Source organism: Stenotrophomonas genospecies 3, assembly GCF_054473855.1.
This window is the reverse complement of record NZ_JBTMUR010000004.1, coordinates 149344-173944: the sequence shown is the minus strand read 5'-3', so window position 1 is coordinate 173944 and position 24601 is coordinate 149344. Positions and strand designations below refer to the sequence as shown.

Here is a 24601-nt window from a genome sequence, read left to right as displayed (position 1 = left end):
TAGTGCCGGCCGCTGGCCGGCACCCCACATTGCCGGCCAGCGGCCGGCACTACCGCTCAGAGGCGCTCGGCCTTGCCGCTGGCCAGTGCGCGCGCGATCACCTGCTGTGCCTGCTGCGATGCCTGCGCATGCACGCGTGCCTGACGCTCGCCCAACGCGGCCTGTTGGCTGCCCAGTGCCGCCTGTCGGCTGGCCAGTTCAGACTGCTGGCTGGCCAGGCGCTGCATGTCACGGGTGCGGCCGGATTGCGCGGCCTCGCTGCGGGCTTCCTGCATTGCACGACGTGCCTCAGCGGCGGCCTCGCGTGCAGCCTCACGTGCAACGGCCATATCGCTGGTCGCACCACGCGCCGCCTTCGCTGCTTCTGCCGCGGCCTCACGGTTGATGTCGTGGGCGGCCATCGCGCTGCGCGCTACCTCAGCGGCGGCCAGCGCAAGGCGGCGTGACTCCTCGCCCTGCAGGCGGCCCATCTCACCCATCTGCCTGCCGAGTTCGCCCTGCTCGCGACCCAGCGCACTCTGCTGGCGGCCCAGTTCGCTCTGCTGGCGACCGAGGTCTGCGGCGCCGCTGTAGGCGCGCTGCAGGGTCTGGATCAGCATCGGGTCGCGCACCACATAGCGCTTGTCGCCCTGGCGGAACCACAGCGCCGGCCCCTTGCCGAGCTGCCTGCGGGCCACCGTTACATCGTCGATGCCGCCATTGGCGAAGGTCGAATCACCATCGACCAGCACATAGGCCTGCAACGGCGACTTGCCGAGATCCAGGCGCCCATAGGTGGTGATGGAGGTGGTGTGGGAAGTCGAATGCTCACTGTGCATGTCGGTATCCACATCGACATCCACGTCGACCGCCACATCGGCATCGTCCGGGCCTGACAGCGCCTCGACATCGGCCGGCTCGGCAGGCGGCGCGGGCGCCACCGGCACGGCCGGAATGCGCGCGGCCGAAGGCGCTGCGGGCGGCGTGTTCGGAGCCTTCGGCGGCGGCGGCACCACGGCCTTCGGTGCGGCCGGCGGCGCGGGCGGTGCCGGTGGCACTGGCGCAGCGACCAGCCGCATCGGTGCCACGCCCACCAGCACCACGACGGCGGTCAGTGCCATCGCCAGAATGCGCGGGCAGGCCCGGCGCGGCTGCAGCGAGAGCAGGCGACGCTTGAGGCTGGTGGTGTTCGGCGCGGCGCTGGCCACGCCCAGGTGTGGCTGCGGTGCCACGCCCAGCTGCAACAGCAGACGGCCATAGGCCTGACGGCTCGCGCCATGCTGGCCAACCACGGCCGCATCCACCGCTTCTTCGCGGGCCTGTGCGTATTCGCGCACCGACAGGCGCAGCAGCGGGTGGAAGAAGAACAGGTGCTGGGCCAGTGCGGGCAGCAGGCCCCACTGCAGGTCACGCCGCTGCAGGTGTTGCAGTTCATGCGTCAGTGCCAGGTCCAGCGCATCACCCTGCAGGGCGTTGTCGCCGGCCGGCAGCAGCAGCACCGGGCGGAACGGCCCGACCAGCTGCGGTGCGTCCACCTGCGTGCTCATCCACAACCGCGGCGCAGGACGCACGCCGTGCGCATCGGAGGCCAGTTGCAGGGCCTGCACCAGCGCTTCGTCCTCGCAGGGATAGGCGGCGGCCAGCAGCGCGCGGCAGCGGCGCCATTCACCAAAGGTGCGCAGGGCCATCAGCAGCACACCGGATGCCCACAGCGCAGCCAGTGCAACGGCCCACCACGCAACTGCCGGCACGTCCGCTGCAGGCACCGGCATCGCCGCCAGCAGCTGTGCCGAGGCTTCCGGTGCCAGCGGGTAGACCAGATCTGCGGCAACGTCGGTGGCGGTCATCGCCACCGCCTGCGGTGCGGGCAACCAGGCCAGCTGCAGCGGCTGGCTCCAGAACAGGCCGAGCACGGCCTGCAGCGACACCAGCCACCACAGGCGGCAGCGGGTGGCCGCCGACAGCGACGGCAGCGCGCGGCACACGCCGTACACCAGGGCCACCAGCAGCACGGTCTGCAGGCTGGTCCAGCCCAGCCGTTCCAACAACGGGATCAGCATCGTGGTGTCCATGGCTCAGCCCTCGTGGCGGCGCGATTGGAGTTCGGCGACCAGCGCTTCCAGCTCGGCCAGCTCGTTGTCGCTGACCTGCTGGCGCTGCGACAGGTAGGCCACGAACGGCGACACCGAGCCCTGCAGGGTGTTGTCGACGAACTGGGCCACTGCACCCTGCAGCACGCTTTCCGGGCCACGCGTGGCCTGGTAGCGGTAGACGCCGTCCTGCTGCTGGCGACGAAGATACCCCTTCGCCCGCAGCCGCTCCATCATCGTCAGCACGGTGGACCGGGCCAGGCCACGGGCCTCGCCGTAGCCACTGGCGACCTCACCGACGCTGGCCGGCGCATGTTCATCGATGTACTGCAGCAGGGCCAGCTCCTGGTCCCCGATCGTCTTGCCACGCATGACACCACTCCCTTGACTACACGTGTCGCCACTTTCTGCGTGACGACAACTGTAGTCAACCCCCCGGAAGTCATGGGCCGACGAACGGTAGGGGGACGCCGCCCGGCTCAGTACTCCACCCGATACCCGATCGAGAAGGTGCGCCCTGCCGCGGGCAGGCTGGACATCTTCCCGTAGGTCGCCTCGGCCTGCTGGCCATAGACCGTGCGGTAGTCACGATCGGCCAGGTTGTAGATGCCGACACTGAAGCGGCCGCCGGCCAGCGGCAGCTCGCCGATCAGGTCGAACACCGCATAGCCGTGGATCTTCGCCGCCGGGGTAGCGCGGATGCTGGGACTGATCGCTGCGAGCGGCGCATCGCGCCAGGCACGATCGGTCCCGCCCACCACTTGTCCCTGCAAGCGCAGCAGGCTGTCATTGGCGAAGCGCCACTGCCCATGCACACCCGCCTTCAAGGGTGAAACGCGGAACGCATTGAGCTCACGCCAACGTCCGGCAGCATCGCGGTACTGGCCCCGGGTGCTGGCAAGGCTTGCGCCCAGCTCCAGCTGCGCCGTCGGTGTGTAGCGCAGGTTGGCCTCCACGCCCCACACGCGCTCATCGGTGTCGGCCACCGACACGCTGTAGTCGCGGTTGAACTGCACGGTCTTGTCCGAGCGGTTGTAGAACGCGGTCACCGCGCTCTGCAGCGATGCATCGCTGCGGCGCCAGCCCAGCTCATAGCTGTCGACCTTGATCGGGCCGACGTTGCGGCTGTCGATGACGAAGCTTGCCGGTACATCGCGCAGCATGCGCTGGGTGTCGGGCAGGCTGAAGCCCTGCGAGACGTTGGCGAACAGCTGTTGCGATGCATCCATCCGGTACACCACGCCGGCATTGAACAGGGTCTGCGAGTGGCGCACGCGGCCGCCCCGCAGCAGGTGCGGCTGATACCCGGCAACGGCATCGGCGGTGATCGCTTCGGTGTAGGGAAGCGAGTCTTCTACGCGGTTGCGCAGGATCTGGTGGCGCACGCCGGCCTGCACGCTGAAGCGCTCACTCAGCGAATGGTCGGCCTGCAGGAACAGGCCGGTGGTATCCACGCGCACGTCCGGCCCCATCGCGTACTGCGCGGTGGGCTGGTAATCGAGACCGTTGCTGGCGATGAAGCGGTTGATGTCATACATCTGCCCGCGCTGACTGTCCTGCTCGCGCTCGTGGTCCACGCCGTACGACAGCTGCAGGCTGCGGCCCGCCACGTCGAAACCCTTGTGCAGCGCTGTGCGCAGCCCCCACACATCGATATCGGTATTGGACTGCATCGCCACATAGGCGAAGCCACCGCGCAGTGCCGGGTGCACCAGCGTCGACACCGACGGGAACCAGCGTCCCTGCTCGTTGCGGTAATAGGCTTCCACGCTCAGTTCCTGCCCGCCCAGTACATCGCGGTTGCGGTACTGCGCATTCACTCCCTGGTGCCGGGTACGTGGCTGCGCCTCCAGCTGCAGGCCGGGCAGCGCCTGGTGGCTGGGCGTGAATGCAGGGTTGAACAGCACGGCCAGGCGCGGGCCATAGTCGGGGCCATGATCACTGTCCTGCTGATCGTCGAACCAGCGCACGCCCACGCTCAACTGCTGGCTGTCCGTCGGGGTCCAGTCGAAGCGCGCATTGAGTTCGCGGGTCTCGGTGTCCTGCCGATCAGTCTGCGCGATCTCCGGGCCGATACGGCGGCCATGCGCATCCAGCGATGCGCCCTGCCGGCCATAGGCGAAGCCGAACGCGCCACTGAACTGATCGCCGCGCACGGTCATGGTCTGCGCGGCGTTCCAGGCCAGCGTGTCACTGGACAGATGCGAGGGACTGCGCAGGCCGAACTGGCTGGCCAGCTGCACCGGCTGCTCACCGGGCTGAAGGGTGATGATGTTGATGATGCCGCCACTGGCACCGGCGCCATACAGCGCGGTGGCACCGGAGATCACCTCGATGCGCTCGATCATGGTTGGCGAAATGCTGTTGAGCTGGCGCGATCCATCGCGCGCGCCGGTCAGTGGTACGCCATCGATCATCACCTGCACGCTGCGGCCACGCATGGTCATGCCGTAGTTGCTGGTGGTTCCGCTGGCCGGCGCCAGCGACGGCACCAGCTGGCCGAGGATGTCGGCGGCGCTGCGCCCGGCGGTGATCTGCTGGGCAATCTGCTCGCGCTCGATGGCATACACGGTGCCGGCGATCTCGGCCACGCTGCGTGCGCCTCGCACGGCGGTGACACTCACCGCATCCAGTTGCCGGGTGCCGGACGTAGCGGACGCATTCTGCGCCGCCAGCTGGCCACTGATGGCCATCGCCAGCATCGCCAGCGGAAGGGTTGCTGCGGTATGCCGCATGGTGTCCTCGTTGCGTATCAGGGGGAGTTCGTGGGTGCTGCGAAGCGGCGCATCAGCGGCCGGCACAGCAGCAACCCGAGCGCCGAAACTGCCGCCAGCGCGATGTAGTAGATGGGGTAGCCCAGGCCCTTGGCGAGGAAGCCGGACAATGCACCGCCGATGAAATTGACCAGCAGCTCGAAGCACACCAGCAAGGTGAAGTCAGTGCCGGCCTGGGCACGCGAACTGACCCGCATGAACAGGGCATACAGGCTGGTCATCGCCACATAGCGCAGCGCCAGCAGTGCGATCACCAGCGCGCCCAGGCCCCACCGTGACGACGCCATCGCACCGCTGTAAAGCATCAATGCCAGCAGTACATACAACACGGTGCGCCACCAGCCAGCGTGCATCAGCAACTGCTCGGCCCGGCGCTGCTTGAGCAGCCAGGCGGCGGCCACCGCAGCCAGCATGCCGGTACCGGCGCCGCCCACCGAGATCAGCAACCCGATCTCGGTCAGGCTGAACTGCTGGTCGACCAGCAGCGGGTTGATCATCGCCATGGCCGGCGCTTCCACCAGCCGGTACAGCACGATCAGCAGCAGCGCCCAGCGCAGTTCGCGGCGACGCAGCGCACGCAGGATGCTCGGCCGCGGCGCGTCGGGCCTGGCCGGCGTTTCGTTGATCTGCTGCACTGCCAGCAGGGTCAGTGCGCTCATTGCCGCCAGGCTCAGCAGGGCCACGCTCCAGCCGCGGGTTTCATACAGCCACAGCACGCCGGCGCCACCGATCATGCTGCCCAGGGCCACGCCCACGCTCTGCGCCATGCTGCCCAGCCGGTGCTCGGCCGGCGCCAGCGCCTCCACGGTATAGCCGTCGATGGCGATGTCCTGGGTGGCGGCAATGGTCGAGATCCACATGCCGACCAGCACGAACACGACCAGGCCATGATCCAGGCCGGTGAACGCCAGCACCAGGATCCCGGCCAGCAGCAACAGCTGGGTCAGCCACAGCCAGCTGCGGCGGCGACCGAGGGCCGGCAGATGCCAGCGGTCGACCAGTGGTGCCCACAGGAACTTCAGCGCCCACGGCAGGTAAAGCAGCGACAACATGCCGATCCAGCGCAGATCCACGCCCTGGCTGCGCAGGATGGCCGGTACCGCCACGCTGTAGAAATACAGGGGCAAGGCATGCGCCATGTACAGCGCGACGATCACCCCAAGGCCGAACGGCGAAGCGGCGGCGCGCTCAGTGCGCATCAGCCTGCTCCAGGTGCTCGCCAATCCAGCGCATGCCCGCGCCGGCATCGGCGGTGACGAAGTACGGCACGGCCCACGCCGCATGCAGCGCCGGAGTGTCCAGCCGCTGCTGCTCGGCGGCATCGCTGGCGATGCGCACCAGGCCCCGGCAGTACTGCCGGAAGGCGGCCTTGTACTGCTTGTACCAGACCGCCTGCAGGGCACGGTAATCGTCGCAGAAGGTGGCACCGGGCGCGGTGCTGGCAACGAAGTAGAAGGGGCGGTGGGCATCGATCAGCGCCTGCACGCGGTCCAGCCAGTACCGGATCTGGTGCGCATCCACCGCGCCATGGAAGACGGCACGCAGCACCACCGCCTCGTTGATCACCAGACCCATCGCCATCGACCTTCTTGCTGAACAGGGGAAAGGGGCAGCGAACCCCCGCAAATGAGAATAATTTGCAATACCATTGAAAGTTTAGGCGCGACGAAAGAAAATTTAGGCACGACAGCATTCGCGGGTGCCTTGCATGCAGGTCTATTCCTGCGCCGAACTGATGAGCGCCGCCCACGCGCTGGGCGGCCGGGTCGACTTTGAATCGGGCCTCCCCGATGCGCTGCCGGTGCTGGCCGGCTGGCAGCAGGTGCAGTCGATGGACAGCGGCCTGGTGCTCTACCTCAGCCGCAGCCAGGACATGGTCGGCGGCCGCAGCCAGAACTGCCTGCCTGCGGGTCTCACCGCCAGCTTCCTGCTGAAAGGCCAGGCCGAGGTGGTCATTGCCAGCCAGCACCTGGACCTGGACAGCCGGCGGGCGAGGAACCCGGCGATGCTGGTCCATCTGCGGGAGGAAGAAGCATTCCAGCGCCATTGGCAGGCCGGGCGCGAAGAAACCAAGGTCAGCTTGCACCTCAGCCAGGAATGGCTGGCGCGCCAGCTCGATGGTATCGCATCGGCCGGACTCACCCGCCTGCGACTGAGCCACGCACGCAACCAGGCGTGGCAACCGCCTGCGCCACTGCTGCGGCGGGCCGCAGCGTTGTTCGGGGCGGAAACGTCGGAGCCGCCTCTGCTGGCCAACCTGCAACGCGAGAGCTTTGCGCTGGAAGTCGCGGCCAGCGTGGTTCGATCCGTGATCGCCGAACGCGAGGCGCCTGCCCCCAGCGCACATCTGCGGCGTTGCGTGGACCAGTTGCAACAGTGGCTGCAGAGCGGCGAAGCCGATGGCCTGACCATCAACCAGATGGCGCGCAGGCTGGGGACCAACGCCGTCGACCTGCAAAGCACCTTCCAGCAGCTGCACGGCAGCAGCATCGCCGCCTGGCTGCGTGCACTGCGCCTGCAACGGGCGCACGATGCCCTGCTGCAACGACGGGTGTCAGTGGACGTGGCGGCCAGCGTGGCCGGGTACGCCCATACCAGCAGCTTCAGCGCCGCGTTCAAGCGGCAGTTCGGAAGGTCTCCTTCCCGGATCCGCTAGCCGCAGCAGGCACGCCCCGCGCGCACAACCAGTACCTGCCACGCAGCGCAGGTACTGCTTAAACCTTTTACGCACCCGCTGCATCCGATCCTCGACGCCCCGCCGGAATCCCGCATGTTCCGCCCAACGCTTCGAGTCATGCTCATGCTCATCACTGCCCTGCCCTTCGCCGCCATCTCCGCCAGCCAGGACCAGGCCAACGACCAGACCCGCCGCCTGATCCGCCAGATCATGCTGGAGCAGCGCATTCCCGGGCTGCAGGTCGCGGTGATCAAAGACGGGCAGATCGTGTTGTCCGAGGCCTACGGCCTGGCCAATGTCGAGAACGGTGTGCTTGCCTCGCGCGACACCCGCTTTCCGCTCAATTCGGCCACCAAGGCGTTCACCGGCGTGGCTGCCGCGCAGCTGGCCCAGCAGGGGCAGCTGGATCTGGACGCGCCGGCCTCGCGTTACCTGGATGATCTTCCACCAGCGTGGAGAGACGTACGCGTACGCCAGTTGCTTGCGCATACCTCAGGCCTTCCGGACATCCTTGATGCGAACGGGCTGTTGGGTGGTGGCTCCGAAGCGCAGGCGTGGACAGCCGTCACTGCGCGGCCGGTCGAAGCCGCACCCGGGCAGCGCTTCGCCTACAACCAGACCAACTACGTACTGCTGGCACGGATCATCGCGCAGCAATCCGGCATGCCCTACGAACGTTTCCTCGCCACCGGCCAGTTCAGCAGCGCGCGCATGGCCCGCACCACCTTCGGCGACAGCTACGACCTGATTCCGGATGCGGCGACGATGTACAGCCTGGCCCCGCGTGCCACCGACGCAGCCGATGCACCGGCGCGCCTGTCGCACTGGTTCTACGACATTCCGCCTTCACTGTGGGCCGGTGGTGGCATCCTCACCACCGCCGATGACACCGCGCGCTGGCTGGTCGCGTTGACCGACGGGCGCCTGCTTCAGGATGCAGCTCGGAAGAGGATGTGGACCGCAGAGCGCCTCACCGATGGCCGTGCCGGCCCATGGGCGGGCGGCTGGCCGGTGCTGCGCGCATCGCCCGACCTGCAGGTGGCCGGCATCGGTGGCGCGCGATCGGCCTTCATCGTCTACCCCGACCGCGGCGTGGCGGTGGTGGCGCTGACCAATCTGGTCGGTGCCAATCCACAGCAGTTCATTCCGCGCATTGCCGATCTCTATGCGCCTGCGGTGACCGTGCCCTGAGGCTGCCGGCCAGCGGCCGGCACTACCGGAGCATCGGCCGCGCCGACGGCCATTTCCGGCAGAATCGGTGCGTCAGCCGTGCGGCCCGCCCATCACCGGCAGGATCACCCCGCTGATGTAGCTGGCACAGACCGGCGAGGCCAGGAATACATAGGCCGGCGACAGTTCTTCAGGCTGTGCGGGCCGCCCCATGTCGCTGTCCTTGCCGAACTCCGCCACGTCCTCCGCCGGCTTGTCGGCCGGGTTCAGCGGCGTCCACACCGGTCCCGGCGCCACGCAGTTGACCCGGATGCCACGTGGTAGCAATTGGCTCGCCAGCGATTTGGTGAACGCATGGATCGCGCCCTTGGTGGCCGAGTAATCGATCAGCGCCTTGCTGCCGAAGATTCCCGTTTCCGATCCTGTGTTGATGATGCTGGCACCCTCGCCCAGGTGCGGCAGCACCGCGCGCGCCATCTGGATGTAACCGCCGATGTTGGTCTGCAGGGTTTCCTGCAGATGCGCGTCTTCCAGGTCTTCCAGCCGCTCGCAATGCAGCTGGAACGCGGCGTTGTTGACCAGGATGTCGATGCCGCCGAACGCCTTGGCCACCTGCTTGACCGCCTTGTTGCAGAAGCGCGGATCGCGCACGTCACCGGCGATCACCACGCAGCGACCGCCTTCGCGCTCCACGTGCTGGCGGGTGATGTCCGCGTCCTCAGCCTCGTCCAGGTGCAGTACCGCCACATCGGCGCCTTCGCGTGCGAACAGCACCGCCACCGCACGGCCAATGCCGGAATCACCACCGGTGACGATCGCACGCATGCCCTGCAGCTTGCCGCTGCCGGTGTAGTCCGGTGCAAGGAAACGCGGCGCCAGCTCCAGTTCGTGTTCGTGCCCTGGCTTGGCCAGCTGCTGCGCCGGCATCGCCTCCGGCTGACGGCGTGCGCCTGCCTGGGTCGCGGTCTTCCTTGTCGCCTTCTTTGCCGCGCGCACATCCTTGGACTTTTCCTGGTCCTGCAGGCGCCGCTGCCGGGCCGCAACGCGCGCTGCCCGCGGATCGCTGGCGGCCGCCTTGCGGGTTGCGGTCTTCACCACCCGTGGGCGATCGGGGTCGGCGACGGTCTTGGTTGCGGTGCTGCCTTTACGCACCTTCGGCGATGCCTTGCGGCGGGCGGGGGTCTTCTTGGCGGTGGCCATGCAGGTCTCCTCGGGGGGAATGGGGTTGCCGGCCAGCTGCCGGCGCTACCACGGGCGGCATCCGCCGCGCCTGCAGTGTCTCCACCTATGCTGTTGGCGGCAGTGAGCGCACCGTGTCCACGATGTGCACGGTATTCATTCCGCCACCACGTGCGACGTCGCACGCTGCACGCAACCACACAAGGAACGCCACCATGAAACATGCCATCGCCACCACCGCCGTCTGCTTCGCCCTCGCCGCCTGCAGCAGCACACCGATGGCCCAGGTGCAGCCGATCGACGGCGTGATTTCCGGGCAGTGCCACAGCGACATGGTGCGCGGCGCACTTGGCCTGGCCGCTTCGGATGCCACCGTGGCCCGCGCACGCGTGGACAGCGACAGCCTGCATGTGCGGGTGCTGCGCCATGACGGTCCGCGGGTACCGCCGGCCAGCGAAGGCGGCGACCGCCTGACCATCGAAAAGGGCCGCACCAACAACATCACCGCGATCTACTGCGGCTGAGCCTGCGCGCCCTGCGCAGCACGCGCAGGGTGGCCTGCTCCCACTGGCGCGGCCCACGCAGGCCGGCCAGCTTGGCCAGTTCACCGCGCTCCCAGCCGGCGAACACGCACGGGTCGATGTAGGCCTTGCGGCACACCGCCGGCGTGTTGCCCAGCAGCGATGCCACTTCGCACACCACCGCGCGCTGCGCCTGCGCCAGCGCGCGCTGACTGGCCGGTTCCGGCAGTTCGGTGGCGGCAAACGCCTGCACCGCCGCCACCGTGCCACCCCAGGTGCGGAAATCCTTGGCAGTGAAGTCCTCGCCCATCACCTCGCGCAGGTAGTCGTTCACCGCGCCGGAATCCACCGGCTGCAGCGCACCGTCGTCATCGCGGTACTGGAACAGCGCCTGCCCCGGCAGCTGCTGCAGGCGCCGCACCAGCAGTCCCAGCTTGCGGTCGCCCACGGTCACCTCCTGCACCTGCCCGGACTTGCCGCGGAAGCGCATGCGCACCCGGCCGCCGCGCAGCAGCTCCAGATGGCGGTTGCGCAGCGTGGTCAGTCCGAACGAACGGTTCTGTTGTGCATAGGTTTCATTGCCGACCCGCACCAGGGTGTCCGCCAACAGCGCCACCACCATGGCCAGCACCTTTTCCTGCGGAAACCCAGGTCGCTTGAGATCCCGCGACAACCGCCGCCGCAGCGTGGGCAAGGCCTCGCCAAAGGCGATGATGCGGTCGAACTTGCCGGCGTCGCGCTCCTTGGCCCAGTCGGCGTGGTAGCGGTACTGCTTGCGTCCGCGTGCATCGCGGCCGGTGGCCTGCAGGTGGCCGTTGGCGTGGGCGCAGATCCATACGGCGGTATACGCCGGCGGAATCGCCAGCGCACGGATGCGTTGCAGGGTGGTGGCGTCGCGTATCGCGTGACCATCGGCATCGCGGTAGCTGAAACCCTTGCCGGCGCGGCGCCGGCTGATGCCCGGCTGGGTATCGTCGACATAGCGCAGGCCGGCCGCGCGTGCGGCCTGTCGTTCGGGAGTAGAGGGGGTTGGCATGTCGGTAGTCTCGCCGTCGCCATGCCGCGATCCTGTCGATAACGCAAGACAAACACGTGAGGGCCGGTTCGCCGCTATGCTCGGGTCTTCACAACCCCTTCCGGAGTCATGATGTCGTTCCCGATTCGCGCCCGTTCGCTCTCCGCCCTGTTGCTGCCGGCCGTGCTGGCGCTGACCGCCTGCCAGGCACCGGCGCTGGATGAACAGGATTCGGCCACGGCCCACGCCCAGCAGGCCGCCGAAGCCGCCAAGGCGCCGGCCGACGAAGCCGGCAAGGCCACCGAGGCTCCGCCGGTCGGCACCTGCGATGCCAGCCAGGTGCAGAGCCTGGTCGGCCAGACCTACACCGACGCGCTGGGCAAGCAGGCGCAGGAAGATGCCGGCGCCAACCAGGTGCGCGTGCTCAAGCCCAACGACGTGGCCACGATGGAGTTCCTCGGCGACCGCCTGAACATCGAAGTGGACGCCAAGGGCGCCGTCAGCGGCGCGCGCTGCGGCTGAGTCCGGCCCCGCGCCGGCACTGGGTTGCCGGCGCGTTCTGTTGCACCTGCAACCGTGTATTGCGGCGTTGCAGCAACCTGTGATCTAGTCGAGGCATCCGGTGGCCTCACGATGCGCTCCAGGGATTGAGCGGGCTTGAGTGTCCCCGTTCAATTCATTCCGCATCGAGGTAGAGATGGCCCCCCGCAACCGCCAAGGGCTTTACGACCCGCGCTCCGAGCGCGATGCCTGTGGATTTGGCATGGTCGCCCAGCTCGACGATCAACCATCGCGCCTGTTGGTTGATACCGCCATCGCCGCGCTTTCGCGCATGACCCACCGTGGCGGTGTCGCCGCCGATGGCCTGACCGGCGATGGCTGCGGCCTGCTGCTGCGCCGCCCCGATGCGTTCCTGAAACTGCTGGCCAGCGAAGCCGGCATCGCGGTCGCTGCGCGTTTCGCCGCCGGCCTGGTGTTCCTGCCGCACGACGCCGACGCGGCGCAGGCCTGCCGCGCGCAGCTGCAGGCGCAGGTGGAAGCGGTGGGCTGCAAGGTCGCCGGCTGGCGCGAGGTGCCCACCGATGACAGCGTCTGCGGCCAGCTGGCGCGCGACACGCTGCCGCGCATCGAGCAGGTGTTCGTCGACGCCGGCATCGGCCAGGACGATGCCGGCTTCGCGCTGGCGCTGTTCCTGGCCCGTCGCCGCAGCGAACAGCAGCTGCGCGGACACGCCGACTTCTACGTCACCACCCTCACCCCGGATGCGATCAGCTACAAGGGCATGGTGCTGCCGGACAAGCTCAGCCGTTTCTTCCCGGACCTGCAGCGCCGCGAACTGGCCTCCAGCGCCATCGTGTTCCACCAGCGCTTCTCCACCAACACGCTGCCGCGCTGGCCGCTGGCGCACCCGTTCCGCATGCTCGCCCACAACGGTGAGATCAACACCATCGAAGGCAACCGGCGTTGGGCCCAGGCGCGCAGCAAGGTGTGGAAGACGCCGCGCTTCGATATCGGTGAATTCGACCCCGTCATCTCCATGCACGGCTCTGACTCGCAGAGCCTGGACAACATGCTGGAGCTGATGGTGGCCGGTGGCATGGAGCTGATCCAGGCGCTGCGCATCCTGGTGCCGCCGGTCACCCAGTCGCTGGAATTCAAGGACCCGGACCTGGCCGCGTTCTACGAATTCCACGGCCTCAACAGCGAACCGTGGGATGGCCCGGCCGGCATCGTCGCCTGCGACAGCCGCTATGCGGTGTGCACCTTGGACCGCAACGGCCTGCGCCCGGCGCGCTGGATGCTGACCGCCGACCGCCACTTTCTGGTCGCCTCCGAAGCGGGTGTGTGGGAAGTGCCGACCGAGCGCGTGGTGCGCAAGGGCAAGCTCGGCCCCGGCGAAATGGTGGCCATCGATCTCAAGCGCGGTGACCTGCTCGACTCCGATGCGGTGGACCGCATCAACCGCGGTCGCGCGCCGTACAAGCAATGGCTGCAGCAGGGCGTGACCTACCTGCAGACCGAACTTATCGATCCCTCGCTGGTGGAGGAACCCTTCGACGAAGGCACGCTGCGCAGCTACCACAAGCTCTACCAGCTCAGCAGCGAGGAAGTGGAGCAGGTGCTGCGACCGCTGGCCGAGACCGAGCAGGAAGCCACCGGTTCGATGGGCGACGACACGCCGATGGCGGTGCTGAGCCAGCGCAGCCGTCCACTGTACGACTATTTCCGCCAGGCCTTCGCGCAGGTCACCAACCCGCCGATCGACCCGCTGCGCGAAGACTGTGCGATGTCGCTGTCCACCCAGCTCGGCAGGGAGACCAACATCTTCCACGCCGGCCCGGAGACGGTGAACCACGTCATCCTCAACTCGCCGGTACTGAGCCAGCGCAAGCTGCGCCAGCTGCTGAAGATGGACCAGTACGTGCAGGCCAACCGCCTGCTCGACCTGTCCTACAGCGAAGACGAGGGCCTGCGTGCCGGCATCGAGCGCATCTGTGCCGAGGCCGAACAGGCCGCGCGCGACGGCATGGTGATGCTGCTGCTGTCTGACCGCTACCCGGTGGCCGGGCGGCCGATGGTGCATGCCCTGCTCGCCACCAGCGCCATCCACCACCACCTCTCGCGGCTGGGCCTGCGCTGCGACGTGAATCTCATCGTCGAGACCGGCACCGCGCGCGACCCGCACCACATGGCCTGCCTGCTCGGCTTCGGCGCTACCGCGGTGTACCCGTACCTGGCCTACCAGACCCTGTTCGACCTGGGCCGACGCGGCATCCTCAAGCTCAGCAAGGGCGGTGAGCAGTCGCAGATCGGCCGCCGCTACCGCAAGGGCGTCTACAAGGGCCTGTCGAAGATCATCTCGAAGATGGGCATCTGTACCGTGGCCAGCTACCGCGGCGCGCAGCTGTTCGAGATCATCGGCCTGGAACCGGAAGTCGTGGACCTGTGCTTCCCGGATACCGCTTCGCGCATCGGTGGTGCCGGTTTCGCGCGCCTGGATGCCGACGCACGCGAGCTGTGCGCGCAGGCCTGGGACGCGCAGCAGGACGTGGATGTCGGCGGCCTGCTGAAGTACGTGCACGGCGGCGAGTACCACATGTACAACCCGGACGTGGTGACCACCCTGCAGCGCGCGGCGCGCAGCGGCGATCCGCGTGCCTGGCAGCAGTACTGCGATGCCGTGCACGCGCGTCCGCCGTCGGCACTGCGCGACCTGCTGGAACTGGTGCCGGCCGCTGCGCCGACACCACTCGATGACGTGGCGCCGGCCAGCGAGCTGTTCCCGCGCTTCGATACCGCGGCGATCAGCCTGGGTGCACTGTCACCTGAGGCACACGAGGCGCTGGCGATTGCGATGAACCGCCTGGGGGGCCGCAGCAATTCCGGCGAAGGCGGTGAGGATCCCGCCCGCTATGGCACCGCCAAGCGCAGCAAGATCAAGCAGGTGGCCTCGGGCCGCTTCGGCGTCACCGCCGAATACCTGGTCAATGCCGAAGTGCTGCAGATCAAGGTCGCGCAGGGCGCCAAGCCCGGCGAAGGCGGCCAGCTGCCTGGGCACAAGGTCAACGAGCTGATCGCGCGGCTGCGCTACGCGCGTCCAGGCATCGGCCTGATCTCGCCGCCGCCGCACCACGACATCTATTCGATCGAGGACCTGGCGCAGCTGATCTACGACCTCAAGCAGGTCAACCCGACCGCGCTGGTGTCGGTGAAGCTGGTCAGCCATGCCGGTGTGGGCACGATCGCCGCCGGCGTGGTCAAGGCCGGTGCGGACCTGATCACCATTTCCGGCCATGACGGCGGCACCGGCGCCTCGCCGGTCAGCTCGATCCGCTATGCCGGCGTACCGTGGGAACTGGGCGTGGCCGAAGCGCACCAGGCGCTGCTGGCCAACGACCTGCGCGGGCGCACCCTGCTGCAGACCGACGGCGGCCTGAAGACCGGTCTGGACGTGGTCAAGGCCGCGCTGCTGGGTGCGGACAGTTTCGGCTTCGGCACCGCGCCGATGATCGTGCTGGGCTGCAAGTACCTGCGCATCTGCCACCTCAACAACTGCGCCACCGGCGTGGCCACCCAGGACGAGCGCCTGCGCGAGAACCACTTCACCGGCCAGCCCGAGCGCGTGGAGAATTTCTTCCGCCTGCTGGCCGAGGAAGTGCGTGGCTGGCTGTCGTACCTGGGTGCGCGTTCGCTGGAAGAAATCGTAGGCCGCACCGACCTGCTGCGGCAGATCGAGGTGGCGCCGCGCGACGGCGTGCGCGTGGACCTGTCACGCCTGCTGGCCGACAGCCGCTATGAGGGCAGTCACTGTGCCGCGCAGCGCCTGTACGAGTCGCCGGACAGCCTGGCCACGCAGATGGACGGCCTGCTGGCCCCGGCCATCGAACACAAGCGCGGTGGCGAACACCGCTTCCTTATCCACAACACCGACCGCAGCATCGGCACCCGCCTGGCCGGTGCGGTGGCGCGCGCACACGGCAACCAGGGCATGGCCGAGGCGCCGCTGGAACTGCGTTTCCGCGGCAGTGCCGGGCAGAGCTTCGGCGCGTTCAACGTCGGTGGCCTGCACCTGGAAGTGGAAGGTGAAGCCAACGACTACGTCGGCAAGGGCATGGCCGGCGGCCGACTGGTGGTGCGTCCGCCGCGCGGCGCCCGCTTCGAGGCACGCAGCACCGCGATCATCGGCAACACCTGCCTGTACGGTGCCACCGGCGGTGAACTGTTCGCTGCCGGTCGTGCCGGCGAACGTTTCGCCGTGCGCAATTCCGGCGCGCTGGCGGTGGTGGAAGGCGCCGGTGACCACTGCTGCGAGTACATGACTGATGGCGTGGTGCTGGTGCTGGGCAAGGTCGGCCTGAACTTCGGTGCGGGTTTCACCGGCGGGCTGGCCTACGTGCTGGACGTCGACCGCGATTTCGTCGACCGCTACAACCACGAGCTGATCGACATCCATCGCGTGTCCGCCGAAGGCTTCGAGAACTACCGCCAGCACCTGCACCGCCTGATCGGCCGCCATCGCGAGCTGACCGGCAGCATCTGGGCGCAGCAGATCCTGGACGAGTTCCGCGACTACATCGGCAAGTTCTGGCTGGTCAAACCGAAGGCCGCCAGCATCGAGTCGCTGACCGAAACCCTGCGACGCGCCGCGTAACGGTAGTGCCGGCCGCTGGCCGGCATCCCAGGATCACGTAGTGCCGGCCGCTGGCCGGCAACGTTCCCCCCCGCATTCCAGAGCCCGCCATGAGCCGCAAGCACGCCTTCCAGTTCCTCGACCTGCCCCGCACCATGCCGCAGCGCATTCCGGTGGAACTGCGCACGTCCGGCGACTGGGGCGAGCTGTATGGCAAGTTCGGCAAGGAGGACGCCCAGTACCAGGCCGGCCGCTGCCTGGACTGCGGCAACCCCTACTGCAGCTGGAAGTGCCCGGTGCACAACGCCATTCCGCAGTGGCTGCAGCTGGTGCAGGAGAACCGCATCCATGAAGCCGCCACGCTGTGCCACAGCACCAACCCGCTGCCGGAAGTGTGCGGCCGGGTCTGCCCGCAGGATCGCCTGTGCGAAGGCAGCTGCACGCTGGAGGAGTTCGGCGCGGTCACCATCGGTGCGGTGGAGAAGTACATCGTCGACACCGCGCTGGCCAGCGGCTGGCGCCCGGATCTGGGCGCGGTGCAGCCCAGCGGCCACAGCGTAGCGGTGATCGGCGCCGGTCCGGCCGGCCTGGCCTGCGCCGATCGCCTCGCCCGCGCTGGCATTGCCGCCGTGGTCTATGACCGCTATGAGCAGATCGGCGGCCTGCTGCAGTTCGGCATTCCCAGCTTCAAGCTGGACAAGGACGTGATCCACCGCCGCCGCGAAGTGCTGGAGGGCATGGGCGTGCAGTTCCGCCTCGGCGTGGAGATCGGCCGTGACCTGAGCGTGCAGCAGCTGCTGGACAGCCACGACGCGGTGTTCGTCGGCACCGGTGCCTACCGCTACACCGATGGCGGTCTCGACGGCCAGGACCTGAAGGGCGTGCTGCCGGCCCTGCCGTTCCTGGTACAGAACAGCCGCATCGTTGGCGGCGATGACCCGAAGGGTCGGCCGATTGCCGGCTGGGAAGACACCATTGCCCTGCCCGACCTCAACGGCAAGCGCGTGGTGGTGCTCGGTGGCGGCGATACCGGCATGGACTGCGTGCGCAGCGCGGTGCGGCTGGGCGCGGCCAAGGTCACCTGTGCCTATCGCCGCGACGAAGCCAACATGCCCGGCAGCGCGCGCGAAGTGGCCAATGCCCGCGAAGAAGGCGTGCGCTTCCTGTTCAACCGGCAGCCGCTGTCGATCGAAGCCGGCGCCGACGATGAAGTGATCGGCGTGACCGTGGTGGAAACCCGGCTGGGCGAGCCCGATGCCAACGGCCGCCAGAACGCCGTGCCGATCGAAGGCAGTGAATCGCTGCTGGAAGCGGACGTGGTGATCATCGCCTTCGGCTTCTCGCCGAGCGTGCCGGCGTGGCTGGCCGAGCTGGGCGTGGAAGGCCAGTCCAACGGCCGCATCGTGGCCGGCGGCAAGGACCGCCTGCCGTTCCAGACCGCGCATCCACGCCTGTTCGCCGGTGGTGACGCGGTGCGCGGTGCTGACCTGGTGGTGACCGCCGTGGCCGAAGGCCGCGATGCCGCCGCCAGCATCGTGCGGCTACTGGCCCACTGAGTCCGGTACCAGCAATGCCGCCAGCAGCGCCCGCAGTGCGTGCGGCTCCACCGGCTTGGCCAGGAAGTGGTCGATGCCAGCCGCACGACAGGCTTCGCGGGTGCTTTCCATCACGCTGGCGGTGAGCGCGATGATCGGCACCTGCGCACGCGCCGGGCAGGCATCGGCACGGATCGCCCGTGCCAGCGCGAAGCCATCCATGCCCGGCATGTGGCAGTCGGTGATGACCAGGTCGAACGGCTGCGCCTGCCATGCTTCAAGCGCCGACCGTCCATCGGTACAGGCGTGGACCTGCAGCCCGAGCGCACACAGGTGCTGCTCCAGCAGATGCAGGTTGGTGGGATGGTCTTCAGCCATCAGCACGCGCGCCGCCGGCAATGGACGCTCGTCCGCAACCGCCGGCGCGGGCGCTGCCACGGGTGCCTCACAGGCATCCAGGTCCAGATCCAGCCACACCGTGGTGCCCTTCCCGGGTGAGCTGCGCAGCTGCAGCTCCGCCCCCATCGAGATCGCCAGCTCACGGCAGATCGCCAGGCCCAGCCCACTGCCGCCGAAGCGCCGCGTGGTCGAGCGCTCCGCCTGTGTATAGGCAGCGAACACCGCCTGCTGGCGCTCCTCGCTGATGCCCACGCCGCTGTCGCTTACCTGCAGGCGCAGCCGCTGGCCCCAGTCACGTTGCTGCAGTACCTGCACCTGCAGCTCCACGTGGCCGTGCCGGGTGAACTTCAACGCGTTGCCGGCCAGGTTGAACAGGATCTGGCGCAGGCGCAGGCCATCGGCCAGCGATCCCGGCTGCATCTCCGGATCAAGCACCACCTGCAGGTGAAGGCCTCGGCTGGCGGCCACCGGCATCAGCAGCTGCTGCACCGCGCGCACCAGTGCCGCCAGGTCGGTGGGCCGCAGCTGCAGTGGTGCGCCCTCCAGGCGTTGGCTGTGCAGTACATCGTCGAGGATCTGCCGCAGCATCCGCGCGGCATCATCGACGGTGGCCAGCACCTGCTGCTGGCGCGGCTCCAGCCTGCTGCCCGCCAGCCGTTCAAGCATGCCCAGCAGCGTGCTCATCGGGGTGCGGATCTCGTGGCTCATCGTTGCCAGGAAGTGCGCCTTGGCCTGTGCCGCCTGCTCGGCCTCGCGGCGCGCTTCGGCCAACGCACGGGTACGTGACTGCACCTCACTGACGTCGATCCAGTAGCCGCTCCACTCGACGTCGCTGTCGTCGCAGGACAACGGCCGCCCATGCGAGCGCACCCATCGCCAGCCCTGTGGCGAGCGGGTGCGGAAGGTGACGTCGATCGGGCCACGCGCCAATGCAGCCATCTCGACGCAGGCCATCACCTGGTTGCGGTCTTCCGGGTGGACCGCGGCCAACAACCGCTGGTGATCGATCCGCGCGGTCTCCACGCTGATTCCGAACAGGGCCTGCACGTCCCCGGCGATCTGCGGAAAGCTGTAGTGGCCGCCCGCCGAACGACGCGCCTGGTAGACCACCGCCGGCAGGTTCGCGGTCACCTCCTGCAGGCGCTGCTCCACCCCTCGGCGGCGCACGCTCTCGCGATGGACCCGCCAGTAGCCGAAGGCATGGACCAGCGCCAGGGCGAGCAGGATCAGCGAGGCCGGCACCAGCCAGCGCAGGGGCGACGATGACGGAGCGTTGCGCGGCCGGTCCGGCAGCCAGGCCGCGCGGATCTGATCGCGCTCGGTATCGGTCAGCTGCGACAGCGCCTGTTCGAAGCCGGCGATGACATCGGCGCAGGCGGGCGTGGCCGCCAGCACCAGGGCATCATCGAAACCGGCCGGCGCGGCGATCAGCAGTGCATCGCCCTGGTAGCGGCGCAACGCCGCCTCGACGTCGCCAAGGTTGGCGACCACCGCATCGATCAATCCGGTGCCCAGCAGCGGGAGTGCATCGTCCAGCGCTGCCGGAGGCAGCAGCTGTGCACCCGCTGCCTGCTCGGCCAGCAGCCCCTGCAGCGGCACCCGGCTGGGGCTGGCCACAATGCGTCCACGTAGATCTTCCAGGCCCAGCACCGGCGGCGCATCCTCCCGGCGCACGATCACCTGTGGCAGCTGCAGGTAGGGCGTGCTGACCACCCATCCGGCAGGCAGTTGCGAGCGTGGCCATCCCAGCAGCGCCTGGGTGCCGGCCGGCAGCTCGTCCCGGTCCACGCTGGTGGCCGGCACGGGCAACAGCTGCAGTGGCCGTTGCCCGCCCAGCAGCTTCAGGTACGCCGCGCCGAGCCCCCGGGCTTCGCCCTGTTCGCTGGACGACAAAGGAGCACGGTCGGACGGCCAGGCGATGCGCAGCGGTGTGCTGCAGCCCGTGGCGGAGGCCGCGGCAGGCAGCAGCAGGCTGGCCATGACAGCAATGGCTGCCGGGAAGCCGGCGACATTCACGGTAGGCATCCTCATCTCGCGGGCGGAAGGAACGGCCGCGCTGCGGTACCGCTGCCTGCCACGCTATCGACGCCCGGGCCGACGGCAATGAAGAAAGTTGTAAAAGCATCCAGATGGGGGAATGCCGACATACACTGCCGCCTTCACCCGTACCTGCGGAGCGTTCGATGCGCATCGGCCTGGCTGCCAACCGTCTTCATCACCACGACGCGCGCGCTGCGCTGTTCCGTTGGCTGCGCAGCAGCGAGGCCGGCCTGCGCGAGCTGGGCGTGTCGCTGCATGCGGTCGGCCGCACCCATGACGCGATCGAACGGCAGGGCTTCCTGACCGGGTACGCGGGCCTGCACCGTTATCCCTACGGACGCCAGGGTGGCCTGATGAAGCTGGTCGCCGAAGTCGTTGGCATGGGTCCGGATCGGACACTGGATGGCGCGATCTACCTGATCGACCCGGTCGATCCATCCTCGGTGTTTCCGGAAGCAACCGCGCTCAAGCGGCAGTGCGTGATCCACGGCAAGCCGTTCATTTCGACCGTGGCCACCGCACGCGACTGGGTGGAGGTGGAGCGCGTCCACGCCGGGCTGGCAGCCGATGCCGGCGCCGACGACCTGCATGCGTTCGAAGGCCAGACGCTGGCGCTGATCGCGCACGATGCGATGAAGCCGGCGATGCTGGCCTTCGCCGATGAGCACTTCGATGTGCTGGCCCGGTTCGGTGAGCGGGTGGCCACCGGGACCACCGGCCAGCGTTTGAACGAGCTGGCCTGGAGCCGGGGCTGGCCGCGTGATACGCCGTGGGTGACGCGCTACCAGAGCGGCCCGATGGGCGGTGATGCGCAGATTGCCGACCGGGTGCTGGAGGGGCGTTGCCAGCGCGCGATCTTCTTCGAGGATCCGCATGTGGCGCGCCAGCATGAGGCGGATATCCAGCTGCTGGAGCGCGCGGTGACGACGGTGACCGATCAGGCGGTGTGCATTACGGCGCCGCGGGTGGCGGCGCGATGGGCGGCGGCGGCGGCGTTGCGGGCGGGGTGAGGGTTTCGGCCAACGGCTGAGCCCCTCGTGGTGGGTCGTTCAGATCAGAAGCCGTGCTTGGCCGGGTGGGGTGGATTGCGCAGGGGTCGCTGCAAGTACGTCCTTGTAAGCTCGGTCGCCGCATCCATGCGGCTCACGCCCCTGCACAACCCACCCCACCCGGCCACGGACACTTTCCGGTGTGCCCACCACGGAAGAAAGAAAGAAGAGCAGGAGCGAAAGCGGGTCGCGCGCTGCGCGCGCTTTTGTAGAGCCGAGCCATGCTCGGCTGCTGTTGATCGCGAGGGCTGAATATCCGCGCTACGCGCGTTAGCCGAGCATAGGCTCGGCTCTACAGCAGCTGGCGGAGCATAGCTTTCAAGCGGCGCCCTTCGAGCTGGAAGTAGTCGCGCTGTTCGCGCCAGGCGGGGAAGCGTTGTTCCACTTCATGCCAGAACGCGGGTGAGTGATTCGGCTGGATCAGGTGGCAGAGTTCGTGCACCAGCACGTACTCGAACGCTTCCGAACGACCGAGCACCAAGGCCAGGTCCAGTGCCATGCTGCCATCGGGGGCGAGCGAGCCCCATTGCGAGGACATCACCTTCAGGCGCAGGCGGCTGGGTGCGCGCGGCAGGGTGGGCAGGTACTTCGGCAGCCAGCGGCCGACGTCGGCGCGGGTCTGGGCTTCGTAGAACTCGCGCAGCAGGCGGCGCAGGGTGGCATCACCGCCGCGGGTCGGCCACTGCACGCAGGCGCCGTGCGCGTCGATCTCCAGCCGCGCGTAGCGGCCTTCCTGCCAGCGCAGCGGCAGCAGTTCGCCACGCAGGGGCAGCACGCCGTCTTCGCCCGGCTGCAGCGGTGCTGGCAGGCCCTGGCCCTGGTACTGGCGCAGCTGCAGTGCCAGCCAGTCGCGGTGCTGTTCCAGGAAGCGTTCGCCCATCACCAGGCTTGCGCGCGGCGGCAGGGTCAAGCGTGCGCCGCGCTCGTCCACGCTCAGCTTGATGCGGCGCGCACGTGGATCGCGCACGCGCAGCACCTCGATCTCGGCATCCTCCAGGCGCAGGCGAACGGTGTCGCGCTGTACGGTGGCGGGCGGGGTCGGGCTGATCAGGCGGCGCAGCAGACGGCTCATGCGCCCAGCATAGCGCCGCTTCGGGCCGCCGGATGACCGGCGGCCGTCGGGCTGCCTGTTCAGTCAGCCTTGCTGAGCTTGAAGGCTTCTTCCAGCAACAGGAACAGGCGGCGGATCTCGGCGCTCTGCAGGGCGAAGCGGGCGTCGAACTCGGCGCGGCGGCCGTCTTCGTCGGCATGCTCCAGCTGGTCCAGGGCGCCGTCGAGGAACTTCAGCTTGCGCACGATCAGGTCGTCGCCGATCACGAAGGACAGGTTGTCTTCGAAGATCAGCGCCAGCTTGGTCACCTGCTTGCCGGCGTCCAGGTGCTTGTCGATCTCGTCGCAGCGCAGTTCCTGGTGCTGGCACTTGACCACCGCGCCACCTTCCACCGGGTCCTTCATCTCGCACTCTTCGCCCAGGCTCAGCCCGGTCGGCAGCGGCTCGCCGGCGATCCAGCCGGTCAGGATCGAGCGCGGCGCGACTTCGGCATTCAGCGGCATCGCCGGGAAGCTGCCGAGCAGGCCGCGGATGTCGGACATGAAGTACTCGCCGGTCTTGCGGCTGGAGGTATCCACCGCCACGTAGCCGTGCTGCAGGTCGATGAAGGCGTCGTTGCGCGAGGACTTCACGAAGGCGCGCGGCAGCAGTTCATGCAGCAGGTCGTCCTTCATGCGCTTGCGCTCGCGGCCACCCGGGCGGCGGCCTTCCTTCTCCTCGATCTCCTCCAGCTTGCGCTCGAGCAGGTCGTTGACCACCGCCGCCGGCAGGATCTTGTCCTCGCCGCCCACGGTCAGCCACAGATGTTCGGCGATGCGGTGGGAGAGCAGTTCCTTCTCCTCGCGGCCGAACGGCGAGATGAAGCCGCGCGAATTCATTTCCAGTGCGCCGACCGGCTTCAGCAGGGCGTGCGGCAGCAGGGTGTCGACTTCGGAAAAATCGGTGGTGGTCGGGAAACGGAAGAACGTCAGGTTGCGAAAGAACATGGAATTCCGGATGGCAAAGAGGAAGGGCGACCGACCTTAAACGGTGGGCGTCTCGGGATCTGCGTCGGCGTCGGCCGGGGAACCGGCCAGCCAGGCATGGGCGTCGGGCAGCGGCGCGTCGTCGCGACGGCCCAGCGCCATGAAGTCGAACAGGGTGGTGTCGGCCAGCTGCGAGGGCCGGACTTCGCCCATGGCACGCGCGATCTGCTCGATGCGGCCCGGGTGGTCCTTTTCCCACTGCTTCAGCATCAGGCCGACCTGGCGGCGCTGCAGGTTCTCCTGGCTGCCGCACAGGTTGCAGGGAATGATCGGGAACTGGCGTGCCTGTGCGTACTCGACGATGTCGCTTTCGCGCACATAGGCCAGCGGCCGGATCACCACGTGTTTGCCGTCATCGCTGCGCAGCTTCGGCGGCATGCCCGACAGCTTGGCGTGGTGGAACAGGTTCATGAAGAACGTGGCCACCATGTCGTCACGGTGATGGCCCAGCGCGATCTTGGTGAAACCGTGGGTCTCGGCGTAGTTGTACAGCGCGCCACGACGCAGCCGCGAGCACAGCGAGCACATGGTCTTGCCTTCCGGGATGACCCGGCTGACCACCGAATAGGTGTCCTGCTCGATGATGTGATACGGCACGCCCAGGCCTGCCAGGTATTCCGGCAGTACGTGCTCGGGGAAGTCCGGCTGCTTCTGGTCCAGGTTCACCGCCACCAGCTCGAACGGCACCGGCGCCTTCTTCTGCAGCTGCAGCAGCACGTCCAGCAGGGTGTAGCTGTCCTTGCCGCCGGACAGGCAGACCATGACCTTGTCGCCGGCCTCGATCATGCCGAAGTCGGCAATCGCCTCGCCGACCTGGCGGCGCAGGCGCTTGGCCAGCTTGTGCTGCTCGCGCTCGGCCACGCGCGGATCACGGGCGGCGCGCGGCTGGGGATCGGGAAGGGAAATCACGGCACTCATGGGTTCCATTCTAACGGCTCGGAGCGGCCACGGCCGGGGGTCGGAATT

General features: G+C 68.3%; 18 protein-coding genes. 7 read left to right on the top strand and 11 right to left on the bottom strand.

The genetic code is table 11. The annotated features are described in order from the left end of the window. Positions 1–56: 56 nt before the first annotated feature. The 5 genes from ACX9OT_RS07350 to ACX9OT_RS07330 all read right to left on the bottom strand — a co-directional run bounded on the left by ACX9OT_RS07350 (position 57) and on the right by ACX9OT_RS07330 (position 6424). A complete protein-coding gene (locus ACX9OT_RS07350; protein WP_277778866.1) occupies positions 57–2051 on the bottom strand; it encodes a M56 family metallopeptidase in 1995 nt (664 codons plus the stop codon). 3 nt (positions 2052–2054) lie between these two features. After that, a complete protein-coding gene (locus tag ACX9OT_RS07345; RefSeq protein ID WP_004133922.1) occupies positions 2055–2441 on the bottom strand; it encodes a BlaI/MecI/CopY family transcriptional regulator in 387 nt (128 codons plus the stop codon). 107 nt (positions 2442–2548) lie between these two features. Beyond that, positions 2549–4804 (bottom strand): TonB-dependent receptor, encoded by a 2256-nt coding sequence (locus ACX9OT_RS07340; protein WP_277778867.1) that lies wholly within the window; start codon positions 4802–4804, stop codon positions 2549–2551. A 17-nt stretch (positions 4805–4821) separates the two neighbouring features. Beyond that, positions 4822–6042, bottom strand: a complete 1221-nt coding sequence (locus ACX9OT_RS07335) for an MFS transporter (protein ID WP_049461559.1) — start codon at positions 6040–6042, stop codon at positions 4822–4824. Then, positions 6032–6424, bottom strand: a complete 393-nt coding sequence (locus ACX9OT_RS07330; RefSeq protein ID WP_223224697.1) for a hypothetical protein — start codon at positions 6422–6424, stop codon at positions 6032–6034. The genes ACX9OT_RS07335 and ACX9OT_RS07330 overlap by 11 nt, the downstream gene beginning before the upstream one ends. 127 nt (positions 6425–6551) lie before the next feature. Here ACX9OT_RS07330 and ACX9OT_RS07325 point away from each other — a divergent pair, with 127 nt between their 5' ends. Continuing rightward, a complete protein-coding gene (locus ACX9OT_RS07325; protein WP_277778868.1) occupies positions 6552–7499 on the top strand; it encodes a helix-turn-helix transcriptional regulator in 948 nt (315 codons plus the stop codon). Positions 7500–7643: 144 nt separating this feature from the next. After that, positions 7644–8711 carry a serine hydrolase domain-containing protein gene (locus tag ACX9OT_RS07320; protein WP_049461573.1) on the top strand — a complete coding sequence of 356 codons (1068 nt, stop codon included), beginning with the start codon at positions 7644–7646 and terminating at the stop codon, positions 8709–8711. Between the two features lie 72 nt (positions 8712–8783). Here the strand turns inward: ACX9OT_RS07320 and ACX9OT_RS07315 are convergent, their stop codons facing one another. Then, entirely contained in the window at positions 8784–9890 is a 1107-nt protein-coding gene (locus ACX9OT_RS07315; RefSeq protein WP_277778869.1) for an SDR family oxidoreductase, read from the bottom strand. A gap of 194 nt (positions 9891–10084) precedes the next feature. Between ACX9OT_RS07315 and ACX9OT_RS07310 the strand changes: the two genes are divergently transcribed. Next, positions 10085–10393, top strand: coding sequence for a hypothetical protein (locus ACX9OT_RS07310; RefSeq protein WP_004153470.1), 309 nt, complete (start codon positions 10085–10087; stop codon positions 10391–10393). On the opposite strand, the gene ACX9OT_RS07305 is transcribed toward ACX9OT_RS07310, so the two are convergent. Further along, a complete protein-coding gene (locus ACX9OT_RS07305) occupies positions 10371–11426 on the bottom strand; it encodes a DNA topoisomerase IB (protein WP_277778870.1) in 1056 nt (351 codons plus the stop codon). The genes ACX9OT_RS07310 and ACX9OT_RS07305 overlap by 23 nt on opposite strands. A gap of 111 nt (positions 11427–11537) precedes the next feature. Between ACX9OT_RS07305 and ACX9OT_RS07300 the strand changes: the two genes are divergently transcribed. From ACX9OT_RS07300 to ACX9OT_RS07290, 3 genes are all read left to right on the top strand, one after another. Beyond that, complete coding sequence (locus tag ACX9OT_RS07300; protein ID WP_004133799.1) at positions 11538–11927, top strand: I78 family peptidase inhibitor; 390 nt, start codon at positions 11538–11540, stop codon at positions 11925–11927. 175 nt (positions 11928–12102) lie between these two features. Continuing rightward, positions 12103–16557, top strand: coding sequence for a glutamate synthase large subunit (gene gltB / locus ACX9OT_RS07295; protein WP_277778871.1), 4455 nt, complete (start codon positions 12103–12105; stop codon positions 16555–16557). Positions 16558–16646: 89 nt separating this feature from the next. Further along, on the top strand, positions 16647–18092 hold the full coding sequence (locus ACX9OT_RS07290) for an FAD-dependent oxidoreductase (protein ID WP_014035469.1): 1446 nt from the start codon (positions 16647–16649) through the stop codon (positions 18090–18092). Here ACX9OT_RS07290 and ACX9OT_RS07285 read toward each other — a convergent pair. Next, a complete protein-coding gene (locus tag ACX9OT_RS07285) occupies positions 18078–20486 on the bottom strand; it encodes an ATP-binding protein (RefSeq protein ID WP_277778875.1) in 2409 nt (802 codons plus the stop codon). The genes ACX9OT_RS07290 and ACX9OT_RS07285 overlap by 15 nt on opposite strands. Positions 20487–20653: 167 nt before the next feature. Here ACX9OT_RS07285 and ACX9OT_RS07280 point away from each other — a divergent pair, with 167 nt between their 5' ends. After that, positions 20654–21520 (top strand): methylglyoxal synthase, encoded by an 867-nt coding sequence (locus tag ACX9OT_RS07280; protein ID WP_277778872.1) that lies wholly within the window; start codon positions 20654–20656, stop codon positions 21518–21520. 331 nt (positions 21521–21851) lie between these two features. Here ACX9OT_RS07280 and ACX9OT_RS07275 read toward each other — a convergent pair whose 3' ends face one another. Genes ACX9OT_RS07275 through ttcA form a run of 3 tightly spaced genes read right to left on the bottom strand, consistent with a single transcriptional unit; the run spans position 21852 to position 24553 of the window. After that, positions 21852–22631, bottom strand: coding sequence for a M48 family metallopeptidase (locus ACX9OT_RS07275; protein ID WP_032128692.1), 780 nt, complete (start codon positions 22629–22631; stop codon positions 21852–21854). Between the two features lie 59 nt (positions 22632–22690). After that, positions 22691–23596, bottom strand: a complete 906-nt coding sequence (locus ACX9OT_RS07270; RefSeq protein ID WP_005411825.1) for a recombination-associated protein RdgC — start codon at positions 23594–23596, stop codon at positions 22691–22693. 36 nt (positions 23597–23632) lie between these two features. Then, positions 23633–24553, bottom strand: coding sequence for a tRNA 2-thiocytidine(32) synthetase TtcA (gene ttcA, locus ACX9OT_RS07265; RefSeq protein WP_180843176.1), 921 nt, complete (start codon positions 24551–24553; stop codon positions 23633–23635). Positions 24554–24601: the final 48 nt, after the last annotated feature.